The organism is Listeria sp. MAN/IMW/UF555 (assembly GCF_058684075.1).
In genome coordinates this window covers 495211-509096 of the sequence record NZ_JBZWZS010000002.1, presented here as the reverse complement: position 1 = coordinate 509096, position 13886 = coordinate 495211, and the positions used below count along the sequence as shown (strand labels likewise).

At 34.5% G+C, this 13886-nt stretch carries 10 protein-coding genes; 9 read left to right on the top strand and 1 reads right to left on the bottom strand.

Annotated features, from left to right (window positions below; genetic code table 11):
• The first annotated feature begins 86 nt into the window (after positions 1 to 86).
• The 4 genes from AC4PG8_RS09625 (at position 87) to AC4PG8_RS09610 (ending at position 4113) form a co-directional block, all read left to right on the top strand.
• Entirely contained in the window at positions 87 to 839 is a 753-nt protein-coding gene (locus tag AC4PG8_RS09625) for a DeoR/GlpR family DNA-binding transcription regulator (RefSeq protein WP_010991186.1), read from the top strand.
• Positions 836 to 1759 carry a 1-phosphofructokinase gene (gene pfkB / locus AC4PG8_RS09620; RefSeq protein WP_045553976.1) on the top strand — a complete coding sequence of 308 codons (924 nt, stop codon included), beginning with the start codon at positions 836 to 838 and terminating at the stop codon, positions 1757 to 1759. The genes AC4PG8_RS09625 and pfkB overlap by 4 nt, the downstream gene beginning before the upstream one ends.
• Position 1760: 1 nt before the next feature.
• Positions 1761 to 3659, top strand: coding sequence for a PTS fructose transporter subunit IIABC (locus AC4PG8_RS09615; RefSeq protein ID WP_492170293.1), 1899 nt, complete (start codon positions 1761 to 1763; stop codon positions 3657 to 3659).
• A gap of 106 nt (positions 3660 to 3765) precedes the next feature.
• The gene (locus AC4PG8_RS09610; RefSeq protein WP_003749261.1) at positions 3766 to 4113 is read left to right on the top strand and encodes a helix-turn-helix domain-containing protein; all 348 of its coding nucleotides are present in this window, start codon (positions 3766 to 3768) and stop codon (positions 4111 to 4113) included.
• Positions 4114 to 4160: 47 nt separating this feature from the next.
• Here the strand turns inward: AC4PG8_RS09610 and AC4PG8_RS09605 are convergent, their stop codons facing one another.
• Positions 4161 to 4760, bottom strand: a complete 600-nt coding sequence (locus tag AC4PG8_RS09605; RefSeq protein ID WP_003763662.1) for a competence protein ComK — start codon at positions 4758 to 4760, stop codon at positions 4161 to 4163.
• A gap of 129 nt (positions 4761 to 4889) precedes the next feature.
• Here AC4PG8_RS09605 and AC4PG8_RS09600 point away from each other — a divergent pair, with 129 nt between their 5' ends.
• The 5 genes from AC4PG8_RS09600 (at position 4890) to AC4PG8_RS09580 (ending at position 13809) form a co-directional block, all read left to right on the top strand.
• Positions 4890 to 5246, top strand: coding sequence for an IDEAL domain-containing protein (locus AC4PG8_RS09600; RefSeq protein ID WP_077904838.1), 357 nt, complete (start codon positions 4890 to 4892; stop codon positions 5244 to 5246).
• A gap of 149 nt (positions 5247 to 5395) precedes the next feature.
• Positions 5396 to 8869 carry a helicase-exonuclease AddAB subunit AddB gene (addB, locus tag AC4PG8_RS09595; protein WP_492170292.1) on the top strand — a complete coding sequence of 1158 codons (3474 nt, stop codon included), beginning with the start codon at positions 5396 to 5398 and terminating at the stop codon, positions 8867 to 8869.
• A gap of 1 nt (position 8870) precedes the next feature.
• A complete protein-coding gene (gene addA / locus AC4PG8_RS09590; protein ID WP_492170291.1) occupies positions 8871 to 12578 on the top strand; it encodes a helicase-exonuclease AddAB subunit AddA in 3708 nt (1235 codons plus the stop codon).
• Positions 12579 to 13427 (top strand): fumarylacetoacetate hydrolase family protein, encoded by an 849-nt coding sequence (locus tag AC4PG8_RS09585; protein ID WP_070753845.1) that lies wholly within the window; start codon positions 12579 to 12581, stop codon positions 13425 to 13427. It begins immediately after the preceding gene.
• A 19-nt stretch (positions 13428 to 13446) separates the two neighbouring features.
• On the top strand, positions 13447 to 13809 hold the full coding sequence (locus tag AC4PG8_RS09580; RefSeq protein WP_003769902.1) for a YisL family protein: 363 nt from the start codon (positions 13447 to 13449) through the stop codon (positions 13807 to 13809).
• The last annotated feature ends 77 nt before the right edge of the window (positions 13810 to 13886 follow it).

The window sequence follows — 13886 nt, the reverse complement described above, 5'->3', positions numbered from 1 at the left end:
TTTGATTATAAATGAATGTTTTTGGATGAAAACGGTTGATTTTGAAAGATAAAGATGATAAACTAACTTTGGATGGAGGAGTAAGAATGTTAAATGCAGAGCGAAAACAACTTATTATGGAGAGTATTGAAAAGCTTGGTGTTATTAAATTACAAGAATTAGTTGAAGGGCTAGATACCTCGGAGTCAACTATTCGTCGTGATTTAATCGAATTAGAGGAACAAGGATTAATCGAACGTGTACACGGTGGTGCAAAACTTGTTATTTCTCATAACCAAGAACCAAGCATGAATGAGAAATCATTCAAAAACATTCAAAGTAAAAAAGAAATCGCAGCATATTGCGCTAGTTTAGTGGAAGAAAATGATTGTATCTATTTAGATGCAGGCTCCACGACACTGGAATTAATTACTCACTTAGCAAATCGAAATATTACTGTAGTTACAAATGGACTAACCCATATTGAAGAACTAGTTCGTCAAAATATTGATGCTTATCTTTTAGGTGGCAAAATGAAAGTGCATACAAAAGCAATTATTGGCGCAGTTGCCTTGGATAATATTAAAAATTATCATTTTGACAAAGCTTTTATTGGAACTAACGCTATGCATCCGGAGCATGGCTATACGACACCAGATATGGAAGAAGCATTTGTAAAACGTGCTGCCAAAGAGCGTGCTGATCGCGTTTTTGTTGTAGCAGACCATACGAAATTCAATGAAGTTAATTTTTCAAAAATGTTTTCAATAGATGAAGCTACTATTGTAACAGACTATATTCCTTCAGAAGTAAGAAAATCCTTTATCCAAAAAACTAAAATAATCGAGGTAGAAAAATGATTTATACAATTACTTTAAACCCTTCAATTGATTATATTGTGCAAATCGACCAACTAAAACTTGGCGAACTTAATCGCATGAAACAAGATTATAAATTACCTGGTGGCAAAGGTATCAACGTCAGCAGAGTTCTAAATCAATTGAATGTACCGAGCCTTGCTACAGGGTTTTTAGGCGGATTTACAGGTGGATTTATCAAAGACTGGCTTAAAAATGAAGGCATACAAACTGGCTTTGTAACAGTAAAAGATGATACTCGTATTAATATCAAACTAAAACACGGAGAAGAAACAGAAATTAATGGTTTAGGACCAGCAATCTCTGAAAAAGAAATCAAAGAATTTTTAGAAGTGATGGATAAGGTAACTGCTGGTGACATCGTTATTCTATCTGGAAGTGTACCACCTTCACTAGGAAATGATTTCTACGATAAAATAATCCAAATCTGTAAAGAAAAACAAGCTAACTTCATGATTGATACGACTGGACAAGAACTACTAGATGCATTACCAAATCGTCCAATCCTTATTAAACCAAATCACCACGAACTGGCAGAACTATTTGGTGTTAAGTTAGATAGCGTAGAAGATCTCATTCCATATGGAAAGAAATGTCTAGAATTAGGCGCACAACATGTAATCGTATCCATGGCTGGCGACGGAGCTCTACTTTTTACAGGAGAAGATGTTTATTTCGCTGATGCCTTAAAAGGAGAACTTAAAAATTCAGTTGGAGCTGGTGACTCAATGATTGCTGGATTCGTTGGAACTTTCGATAAAACTAACGATCCAGTTAAATCATTTGCTGCAGGCGTTGCAACTGGGGGCGCAACAGCATTTTCAACAGATTTAGCAGAAAAAGATTTAATTAATGAATTATTACCGCAAGTGAAGATAACTAAAATAACAGGGAGGCACTAAAATGAGAATTACAGACTTACTCAGCAAAGACGTTATGATTATGTCATTACAAGCTACAACAAAAGAAGCTGCCATTGATGAAATGATTGCTTCACTTAAAAGCAACGGGAAAATTAATGACGAGGTACTTTTTAAAGAAGCGATAATGAACCGTGAAGCCCAAAGCTCTACTGGAGTTGGCGAAGGAATTGCAATGCCACATGCAAAAACAAAAGCAGTTAATGAACCAACTGTAGTCTTTGCGAAAAGTGAAAAAGGATTAGATTATAACTCCTTAGATGGTCAACCTGCTCATTTGTTCTTTATGATTGCGGCTCCAGATGGTGCAAATGCAACTCACTTAGAGACGCTGGCAGCACTTTCAAGATTATTAGTTCATCCAGCATTTGTTCAATCGTTAAAAGATGCAAAAACACCAGACGAAGTAATCACTCTCTTCAACAACGAGCAAGGTGATGCAGAAGAAACAGTTGTTGCTCCTACATCTTCTAATGATACTGGCAAAACTGTTGTCGCGGTTACTGCTTGTCCAACTGGTATTGCACATACCTATATGGCTGCAGAAAAGTTACAAGAAACAGCAAACAAATTAGGCGTTCGAATTAAAGTAGAAACAAATGGTTCAAGAGGAGTAGAAAATCGCTTAACTGATAAAGAAATTGCTGAGGCTGATGGAGTTATCATCGCAGCTGATGTACAAGTTGATATGCCTCGTTTTGATGGAAAACATTTAATTGCAAAACCAGTTGCAGCAGGAATTCATAAACCAGAAGAGCTTATTAAAGAAGCTATCTCAGGGAATGCACCAGTTTATAAAGCAGAATCGGGTAGCGAAGCAACAGAAAGTACAGATGGCCTTTCCATTGGTCAACAAATTTATAAACATTTAATGAGCGGCGTTTCTCATATGTTACCATTTGTAATTGGTGGCGGGATCGCAATTGCAATCGCATTTATGCTTGATCAAATTCTAGGTGTACCACAAGATCAACTTGCAAAATTAGGATCATATAACGAAATTCCAGCATTATTAAAACAAATTGGTGATGTTGCATTCGGATTTATGCTTCCAGTGTTCGCGGGTTATATCGCATACAGTATATCAGATAGACCAGGTCTTGTAGCTGGTTTCGTAGCAGGTGGAGTTGCATCTGTTGGTGGAGCAGGTTTCCTTGGTGCTTTAGTAGGTGGTTTTCTTGCTGGTTATGCAGTTGAGTTAATTAAAGTTATGTTGAAAAAATTACCAAAAACTTTAGCTGGAATTAAAGTAGTACTATTTTATCCAGTGCTATCTGTACTAATTGTTGGACTATTGATGTTACTATTAAACGTGCCAATGAGTGCATTAAATACATGGTTAAATGACTTCTTAAATAGTCTAAGTGGAACAAATGCGGTTATTCTAGGATTACTTTTAGGAGCAATGATGGCTGCAGACTTAGGTGGACCAATTAACAAAGCGGCTTACATTTTTGCAACTGGAACGCTTGCAGCAAGCGTTGCAACAGGTGGTAGCGCGATTATGGCGGCTACAATGGCTGCTGGTATGGTGCCACCGCTAGCAACATTCGTAGCAACTCTTGTTTTTAGAAACAAATTTACTGCGCAAGAACGTGATGCAGGGCTAACGAACTCTATTTTAGGCGCGTCATTCATTACAGAAGGTGCCATCCCATTTGCAGCAGCAGATCCACTTCGAATGATTCCAAGTTTTATCGCAGGAAGTGCAATAACTGGGGCAATTGTTATGTTTTTAAATATTAAAGTATTAGCACCACACGGAGGCGTTTTTGTTATCTTCTTAGTATCTCAACCGTGGTTCTACCTTATCGCAATCGTGATTGGAACTATAATAAGTGCAGCATTAATCGGAGTATTACGCAAAAAACCAACAGTATAATAGAGAGGAATCGTCTTTTGAAATTAAAAAGGCGATTTCTTTTTATGTGATTTCTCGAATTCTTCCTAAAAAATTGCTATAATGAAAAGGAAGAGAGGTGGGCGTATTGGAATTTGGAGAAAAATTAATTCATTTACGAAAGAAAAATAGATTAACTCAAAAACAATTAGCGGCAAAAATTGGAACTACAGCTTCAACTATCAGTAAATATGAAAATGATAACCACCGACCGCCAATCTTTATTTTGGCTAAATTAGCAGAAATTCTTGGGACTACAACAGATTTTTTATTAGATGATGTAGCGGGTTTACGGGAAAAAAATTCAGTAAATGCTTTTCCTTTAATTGGAAACCCAGAGCTTGAGAAATGGTATCTGGAATTGCCTTATACATATTCAGAAGAAGAATTATTAATGTTAAAACGAATTGCAGATGCGATTGAGAATAAGAAATAATTTAAGAAGGAAACCAGATATACAATGTGTATATCTGGTTTTTAATTTTATTGTTCCGGGTCTTTTGAATCGTCTTTTTCAGAGAGCATAGTGTTATAATAACGCCTGGATTCAGCGGCGAGTGTAGCTGGAGGAAAAAACATATTCATAGAAGGGAAATTGCTCTCCATTGTTCGCATTTTTTGTGAGAACTTCATATGTAGCATGGAGGTTCTAGCAATTTGGTTATTAAAAGAGGCTAACGACATATCAATTTCAAAAGTCTGTAAATTAGAAAACTTTATCAACGTATGGTTATATCCAATTGCATGATAATCCTTAATATGCTGTGGAAAAATCCAAATACAATCTGTTGAACTTGGCGCGACAGTAGGGAATACATAGGTAGAAGTAACAGGGTCAATAATAATAGGCGGCTTATGAGTGACACCTATTAGATGCTTTGTTCCCTCTTTACGTCCATCATAACTCGATCCGAAAAAGTTACAGCTGGTTTTAATTAACTCAAATGGGGTAAATTTAGAAGTATAATGAGAATCAACTTCATAAATTTCTGAATAGACTATACTTCCAGATTTTTTTGGAAAAATAATCATTGTGTGGGGATTTACTTCATAAAACTGAGTACTAATTTGTTCTTTTTTCATTTCATTCAACTCCTCTATGTTTGTATTTATGTCTAAGAAGTAATCTGAAATTATTGCGTAATGCACAAAATTTCAAATAACGACGAAGCATCAAAGTAAGTTATGAGTTATTTTTTGTCATTATAGCACATGGTAATTTACAAGTCATTAGATTTTCGTAAAGTTGTATTTTCAAGCCGTTTTCTGTTTTTTCTTGCCATGTTACAGTTTTTCGAAATTGTAATAAATATGAGTGGAGGAGTGGTAGTCGTGGAAATGCGTGATTTTTCTAATTCATTGATGAATCAAGTGGGTGTCCTTAAAGGAGAAAAAGAATTAACAAATGTTTTTATCGAATGCTTCCTGACGATGCTCCTAGAAGAGAGAAAATTAGAACAACTTAGAGCTGAAATTGATAAAGCTCTCGATAATAGGAACAAAGCGAAATTTATGCAGCTAACAGAAAAAATGAATAAAATCCAACAGGAAATGCTGGCTTTTGAGTAGAATATATGAAAAACTAAGATAGTAAGAGCTATCTTAGTTTTTTTGAGCTGTTTTATAAATTTTCACGAAAAAAAAGCCTCGAAAAAAGTTATGGACAGATTGCTCAAATATGGTAAACTAAATAAAAACATATGTTCGGTGGTGAGGGTATGACACTTCAAATAATTGCTGGTAAAGCAGGAACAGGTAAAACTACTCATTTGATGGATGAAGTAGGCGAAAAAATCAAAAAAACTTCTAAGACGTATATTTTTATCGTCCCTGATCAAATGACGTTTCAAATGGAAACAAGCTTTTTAAATAAACAAAACTTGGCAGGAATGCTAGGGACACAGATTTTTAGTTTTAGTAGGCTTGCTTGGAAAATACTTCAAGAAACTGGTGGCTTATCTAAAACTTTTTTGAGTCAAACAGGTATTGAGATGGTTATTCGAAAAGCTGCTTTAGATCAAAAAGATAAGTTGAAAATTTTCTCTAGAGCTACTTCAAAAAAAGGCTTTTATTCAGAGCTGGCTAAGTTATTTAAAGAAATGAAACAAGAAGAAATTTCTGTAGATGAATTAGAGAAGAGTGCGGCAAATTTATCTACAAGTGTATCTAGCAAAGTACATGACATTTCACTTATTTATCAAAAATATGAAGAATTATTAGCAGGAAAATTCCTTGAAAATGAAGATTATTTGAGACTGTTAGCAGATAAGATTATTGAGAGTGATTATTTAAATCAAACGGAAATAATTATTGATGGATTTACTTCTTTTTCAAAACAAGAGTTAACAGTAATAGAAAAGCTTATGCAAAAATGCGATAAAGTAACAGTATCGTTAACTTTAAACGTGCCTGAAATTCATAAATGTTTGGAAGAATTCAGTATGTTTAAAGCGAGCGCTGAAGCATACTTTGCTTTATTAGAGCTGGCTAAATTAAATAAAATTCAAGTGGAACCAGAGAAAATTCTTTTAGAAAACAAACGAGCTAACTCTGACTCATTAGCCTTTTTAGCCAACGCTTGGGGAGATAATAAATACTCGTCATATGAAGGGGAAGCAAATGATTTAACCATCCATCAAGCTAATAATAGGCGTGCTGAGATGGAAGGTGTTGCCCGCGAAATTCGGCAATTAGCATTAAACGGCTATAGATACCGAGATATAGCGATTTTGACTAGAAACATCAGTGATTATGATATTTTATGTGAAACAGTAATGGAGTCATTTGACATTCCTATTTTTATAGACAAAAAACGAGCAATGGCTAAACACCCATTTATTGAATTTATTCGTTCTAGTATTGATGCAATTTTATTTAATTGGAAATATGAGCCGATTTTCCAAGCAGTTAAAACAGAATTTTTCTTTGATGTGGCTGAAAATGCGACTATTATGAGAAGAAAAGCTGATATACTTGAAAATTATGTGCTCGAAAACGGCATTCAAAATAAGTGGAAATGGGAAAAAGAAGGCGATTGGATTTACCGTAAAATTCGAGGGCTTTCTACCAATGTCTTGCCACAAACAGATGAAGAATTAGCAACCCAAAGTGTTATTAATGAAATGAGGAATCTTATTGTTGAGCCTCTTTCAACATTAGAAAATAATATAACAAAAGCAAAAACTGGCATAGAGTTCGCCATGGCTCTATATCATTATTTGGAGCAAGTTAAAGCTGTAGAACATTTAGAATCATGGAGACAAGTGGCAGAAGAAAATGGTTATTTGGAACTTGCTAGAGAACATGAACAAGCTTGGAGTTCAATATCAGAACTGCTAGATGAATTTGTAGAAGTTTTAGGTGAGGAAGAATTAGATGTTAATAGTTTTTCTGAAATAATTACGACGGGCTTGGATGCGCTAGAATTTTCTTTGCTACCACCTTCTTTAGATCAAGTAGTTTTAGCTGATATGGAAAATGCAAAGTTGCTTAACATGAAAGTTATTTTTGCGATTGGAATGAATGATGGCGTAATGCCACTACGTCAAAAAGATAAAGGGATTTTGTCAGATCAAGATCGCGATTCTTTGCGAGTAGAAAATAGCAATTTAAAGCCATCTGCTAAAAATAACATTGGTGAAGAAGATTTATTAGCCTATAAAATAATGAGTTTGCCAAGCGACAAATTATTTCTTAGTTATCCAGCTGCAGATGAAGAAGGGAAAGTTCTTAGCGAGTCGAATTATCTAAGAAAAATAAAAGGCCAATTCAAAAATTTAAATGAATCTGTTTATTTAACTGACCCAAGTTTACTGAATGATAATGAACAAAGTAGTTATATTCGTTCTAAACAAGCTACACTGGGCTTATTAACAAGCCAATTACAAATGTATAAACGTGGCTATCCTTTATCAAATGTATGGTGGGATGCTTATAATAGTTATTTTGAAGATAGCAAAGAATCCGAGGCAGCAAAACAAGTACTTTCTAGCCTTTATTATGAAAATAAAACCAAACCACTCAAAGAAACAACTGCTAAAAACCTATTTGGTGAAAATATTCATGCGAGTGTTTCGAGGATGGAGAAGTTTTTTAGTTGTGAGTTTCAACACTTTGCGCAATATGGCTTGAAATTAGAAGAAAGAGCTCATTATAAGCTACAAGCTGTAGACATGGGAGAAATTTTCCACGGGGCAATGGAATGGATTTCCGCTGAATTAAAACGAACTAACCGAGATTGGGGTAATTTAACGGAAGAAGAATGTCGGCAAATGGCTAAACTTGCGATGACATTTTTAGCTCCGAAGATTCAACATGAAATTTTATTAAGTTCAAAACGGATGGAATATATTCAATATAAACTACTCCAAATTATTACAAGAGCTACTACGGTTTTAAACGAACAAGCGAAAAGCAGTGCGTTTCGTCCAATTGGTTTAGAGGTGGATTTTGGTTTGAAAGGAGATATTCCGCCTTTAAAAATTCCATTACAATCAGATAGCGAACTTCTTTTACAAGGACGTATTGATAGAATTGATGCAGCTGAACAAGATGATCGTACTTTCCTTCGAATCATTGATTATAAATCTAGTTCACATGATTTGGCTCTTACTGAAGTATATTACGGGTTGGCTCTTCAAATGCTGACTTACTTAGACATAGTTGTAACAAATGCGCAAAAAATGATAGGTAAAACTGCTGAGCCTGCTGGGGTTCTGTACTTTCATATGCATAATCAATATGTCCAAGCAGAGAAAGAATTGAGTGATGAAGCAATTGCTCGAGAACTGCAAAAAAGTTCCAAAATGAAAGGCTTAATTTTATCGGATCCTGTGGCTGTTTCGCTTATGGATACAAACCTGGAAAAAGGAAAGGCTTCTAATATTATTCCAGCTGAAATTAAGCAAAACGGAGAGTTAAGTGCGCGTTCCAGAACTGCGACAAAAGAAGAGTTTGATAAAATGCGCCGATTTGTAAGGCAAAAATATCAGGAAGCAGGAAATAAAATACTAGATGGAGCTGTGTCCATTAATCCTTATAAATTAAAAGAAAAAACACCTTGTCAATTTTGTGGATTTCGTTCATTTTGTGGATTTGACCCATCTTTAACGAGTAATCAATATAGACATTTAACAAATGAAAAAACAGAGACGATTTTAACAAAAATGGATATAGAAGGAGGGACGCAGTAGTATGAGCTTAAATATACCAAGCAAACCAGAAGATGCTTTATGGACTGATGACCAGTGGAAAGCCATCCAAGCAAATGGGAACAATATTCTTGTAGCAGCTGCTGCGGGCTCTGGTAAGACAGCTGTTTTAGTTACAAGAATCATTGAAAAACTAATAAATGAAACAGAAAATCTAAACGTTGATGAATTGTTAATTGTAACTTTTACCAATGCTTCAGCTGCAGAAATGAAGTATAGAATAGGTAAAAGTTTAGAAGAAGCATTAGTGCAAAATCCGGAATCTGCACATTTGAAAAAACAAGTCGCCTTACTAAACTATGCCTCCATATCGACTTTGCATTCATTTTGTTTGGAAATCATTCGAAAACATTATTTTGAAGCCGACATTGATCCTAATTTCCGTTTGATTGAACCCATCGAAAGCAGTATGATTCGCGATGAAGTTTTAGAGGATCTGTTAGAAAAAGAATATAGTATAGAAAATAATGAGGACTTTTTTCATCTAGTTGAATCGTTTACTGGGGATAGATCTGATGCTGAGTTGCATACGCTAATCTCGAAACTTTATGATTTCTCTAGAGCAAATCCAAACCCTGATTTATGGTTAGAACAAATGGTAAGTTTCTACGATACACAGGCGATTACTTCTATCACAGAATTACCCTATTTTCCAATTATTAAAGAAGATATTCAACTTAGAATTAACCAAGCTAAAAGTTACCTGCTAAGTGCGATAGATTATGCAAATGAAAATAATGGACCAGCACCTTATTTAAGCACACTAGAAAATGATTTAGCACAAATTAACACTTTATCAAGTATTAGCTGGGATAATTGGCAAGATGTGAAATTTGGCTTTGAGAGCATTGATTTCAAACGAATACCTGCCCTTAAAAATAAAGCTGATTTTGACGAAGAATATGTAGAAGAAGCAAAGAAATTCCGTGATGCTGCAAAAAAAGAAGTGAAAAATGTTTTAGTAGATTGGTTTTCAAGAGAAGAAGAAAATTATTTAACTGATTTAGAAAAAATGAAACCAGATATTAAAACGTTAAGCGAATTAGTGAAAAAATTTGCTGAAAACTTTTTTGAGGAAAAGCAACAACGTGGGGTATTAGACTTTAATGACTTAGAGCATTTAGCTTTAAAAATACTCTTGAAAAATGGCGCCCCTTCTGACGTGGCAAATAGTTATAAAAAACAGTTCAAAGAAGTATTGATTGATGAATATCAAGATACTAATATGGTACAAGAAACTATTCTTTTGCTTGTCACTAATTCGAATGATACAAAAGGAAACTTGTTTATGGTTGGGGATGTAAAGCAATCGATTTATCGCTTTCGACTAGCGGAACCAACTTTGTTCATGGCAAAGTATCAAGAATATCAGCAAGACGGAGAAGGCAGCGGAATACGAATAGATTTATCTCAAAACTTTAGAAGTAGGAAAGAAGTTCTTGATGCTACTAACTTTATTTTTCATCAGTTGATGGATAAGCATATTGCTGAAATCGATTATGATGAGGCGGCTGAGTTAACTTTAGGGGCTAGTTTTCCTGAAGCTAACAATATGGCAACAGAACTTTTGTTAATTGATATGAAATCAGAAGAAAAAGAATCTGAGGATGAATTATCGCCACAAGAGTTGCAAAAAAATCAAGTTGAATCAAGAGCTATTGCGACAAAAATTAGAGAAATGATAGATAATAAGTTCCCAATTTATGATAAAAAGTTACAACAAAATAGACCCATTCAATACAGAGATATTGTTATTCTAGCAAGAGCTATGACGAGTGCTCCAGATATGGAAGAAGCAATGAAAATAAAAGATATACCTTTCTATGCCAATAATAATTCTGGTTATTTCGAAACGACAGAAGTAGCAACAATGATTGCACTAATGAAAGTAATCGATAATCCATATCAAGATATTCCACTAGCAGCAGTTCTACGTTCTCCAATAATCGGTTTAAATGAAGAAGAATTAGGACAAATTCGGATGGCGAAGAAAAAAGGCTATTTTTTTGATGCGATGCTAGCCTATAAAGATATTACGGTTTCGGATGCCGCAAATAAAATTAGTCGTTTTATAACACAATTAAACAATTGGCGTGAACTGTCTATTCGGGAAAATTTGACTGCCTTAATTTGGCAAATCTATCAAGAAACAAACTTCTATGAATTTGTAGGCGGGTTACCAGGCGGGAAACAACGTCAGGCTAATTTACGCGCTTTGTATGATCGTGCGAATCAATATGAAAAAACTTCTTTCCGAGGGTTATTCCGTTTTGTGCGTTTTGTTGAGCGATTAGAAGTTCGTGGAGATGATCTAGGTACAGCAAAAACGCTAGGTGAAAAAGAAGATGTTGTGCGTATGATGACGATTCATGCAAGTAAAGGTTTGGAGTTTCCGGTAGTTATAGTTTCAGGATTAAGTAGAAAATTTAATATGCGTGACATTTATAGTAAAACACTTTTAGACAAAGACTATGGTTTTGCTTCTAATTATCGAGATATAGAAAAGATGATTGTCTATCCAACTATCATGCAACAAGCGATTAAGCAAAAAAAATCCCGAGAAATGATTGCGGAAGAAATGCGTGTTTTATACGTTGCACTTACTCGTGCGGAAGAAAAACTAATTTTAACTGCAACTGTTCCAGATTTTGAAAAAACAAGTAAAAATTGGTTACAAGTAAGTAACCAACAAGAAACTATTTTACCCGCAGCAATTCGAGCAAAAGCGAAGTGTTATTTAGATTGGATTGGAAATGCTACAATCCGCCACAGCCATTTTAAAGAATTATTGTGCGAAGAAAAGATTAAAACACTGCCAACTAATATGAAGCTTCAAGTTGAAATTAAAACGAAAGAAATGTTCCTAACTGATGACTTGGAAAAGGAAAAATCAGATAACTGGATGGAGAATGTAAAAGCACATAAGCAAGTGCCAGTTAAAAGTCCATATAAGGATGAAATTGAGCGTTTTATGCATTACCAATATAAAGATAAGGAAGCCACTGAAATTCGTGCTAAGCAGTCTGTGACAGAGCTTAAAAGACAATTCTCTTTGCAAGATAGTTGGAGTGATACATCTATCCTAAAAGAATTCCAAAAAGTATCTTTAGACCGACCTAAATTTTTGCAACAAAATAAATTGTCTGCTACGGAAATTGGTACGGCAATGCATACATTAATGCAAGCTGTGCCCTTAGATGATAAACCGACTGAAAAAGATTTAGTCTCATTATTACAATTAATGAGAGAAAAAGATATTCTTACAGAAGCTCAAATTAAAGCTATCAATGTTAATCAAATTATTGCGTTCTTTGAATCAGCTCTAGGAAAAACCGTTTTGCAGAAAAAAGATAAAGTGAAGCGTGAAGTTCCATTCAGTTACTTACTTCCTGCAGCAAAATTATACAATCAAACAAATCTTGATGAACACGTGCTCATTCAAGGTGTTGTTGATAGCATGATTGAGGAAGAAGACTCCATTATTTTAATCGATTACAAGACAGATAAAATTGAAGGACGATATGATAACTGGGAAGCCGCTGAGAAAGTTATGAAGGAACGGTATCAAATTCAAATTAAACTTTATGCGGAAGCTATTCAAGCAATTAGTAGGAAAAAAGTTTCTCATGCATATTTATATTTTTTCGACGGACAACATATTTGCCAAATAAACATAGAGGAAGGTATTTAAATGAAATGGTTAAGCTATTCTTATAAAGGGCAACATAATTACGGTGCTTTAGTAAATGAAAATAAAATTATTCCTGCACAAGCTATCTTTCAAGATCCGCCAGCTACTTTATTAGATGTTATTAAAGAAAAGCCTGCTGTTCAGGACATAAAGATGACAAAGGAAAGTATTGACCTAGCAGATGTAGAAATCCAAATACCTTTTATGCCCCCTAACAATATTATCGCAGTGGGAAAAAATTATTATAATCATGTATTAGAAATGGGAAGTAAAGAGGATGTGCCTGAACATATTCTCGTTTTCACCAAAAGTACGAATAGCTTATTGCCACATCATGGCGAGATTGAGTTGCATCAAGATATAACAAAAAAACTAGATTACGAAGGCGAACTAGCGGTTATAATTGGAGAACAAATTAGAGATGTATCTGAAAGTGAAGCTTTATCATCTGTTTTTGGGTTTACTATTTTGAACGATATTACAGCTAGAGATTTGCAGAAAAAACATAAACAATTTTATATTGGGAAGAGCCTTGATGCTAGTTGTCCAATTGGGCCGTATGTACTTGAATATCAACCTAATGAAGAAACGATTTTCCATATTGAAACAAAAGTAAACGGTGAAGTAAGACAATCTGATTCTACAGAAAAATTCATTTTCAATTTAGCGAAAATTATCTCTGATTTATCAAAAGGTCATACTTTACTTCCAGGAGATATAATTGCAACGGGGACTCCAAGTGGTGTAGGGAGCGGGATGAATCCTCCGACCTTTTTACAAGACGGAGATACAGTGGAAATTACAATTGATAAAATTGGCACTTTAACGAATACAGTTAGAAAATCTTAATAGGGAAGAAGGAAGTATTATGTGGGGATATGTACATTTAATTTCTTGGGTAGCAATTGTTGTTTTAACCGTCACGGCGTTACTAATCTATTCAAAATCTGTTAAAGGATTTACCATGTTACAAATGATTAACCGAGTTTTTTATATTTTAGTCATATTAAGTGGAATTATGATGGTGCAGTACAGTGTGAAAGAAAGCTGGATTTTAGCTATATTTAAAATCTTAATGGGCATTATTGTAATTGGTGTGGTGGAAATGTTGCTTAGTTATAGAAAACAACAAAAGCCAACGGGAATGTTCTTAATGATTTTCATTATAGTTGTAGTAATAACCGTATCACTGGGCTTTTATTTATCAGGCGGTTATCCATTATTTAATTAAAAATCAAAAAAATAATAAAAAAGACTTCTCTTTTCTCTAGAAAGTTGGTATGTTATGTTAGGGCCAAAAAAGGAGAG

Coding starts and splice junctions, on each gene's coding strand:
- AC4PG8_RS09625 (WP_010991186.1), top strand. CDS start 87: ATGTTAAATGCAGAGCGAAAACAACTTATTATGGAGAGTATTGAAAAG.
- pfkB (WP_045553976.1), top strand. CDS start 836: ATGATTTATACAATTACTTTAAACCCTTCAATTGATTATATTGTGCAA.
- AC4PG8_RS09615 (WP_492170293.1), top strand. CDS start 1,761: ATGAGAATTACAGACTTACTCAGCAAAGACGTTATGATTATGTCATTA.
- AC4PG8_RS09605 (WP_003763662.1), bottom strand. CDS start 4,760: ATGAAAAAAGAACAAATTAGTACTCAGTTTTATGAAGTAAATCCCCAC.
- AC4PG8_RS09600 (WP_077904838.1), top strand. CDS start 4,890: ATGGTAATTTACAAGTCATTAGATTTTCGTAAAGTTGTATTTTCAAGC.
- addB (WP_492170292.1), top strand. CDS start 5,396: ATGACACTTCAAATAATTGCTGGTAAAGCAGGAACAGGTAAAACTACT.
- addA (WP_492170291.1), top strand. CDS start 8,871: ATGAGCTTAAATATACCAAGCAAACCAGAAGATGCTTTATGGACTGAT.
- AC4PG8_RS09585 (WP_070753845.1), top strand. CDS start 12,579: ATGAAATGGTTAAGCTATTCTTATAAAGGGCAACATAATTACGGTGCT.
- AC4PG8_RS09580 (WP_003769902.1), top strand. CDS start 13,447: ATGTGGGGATATGTACATTTAATTTCTTGGGTAGCAATTGTTGTTTTA.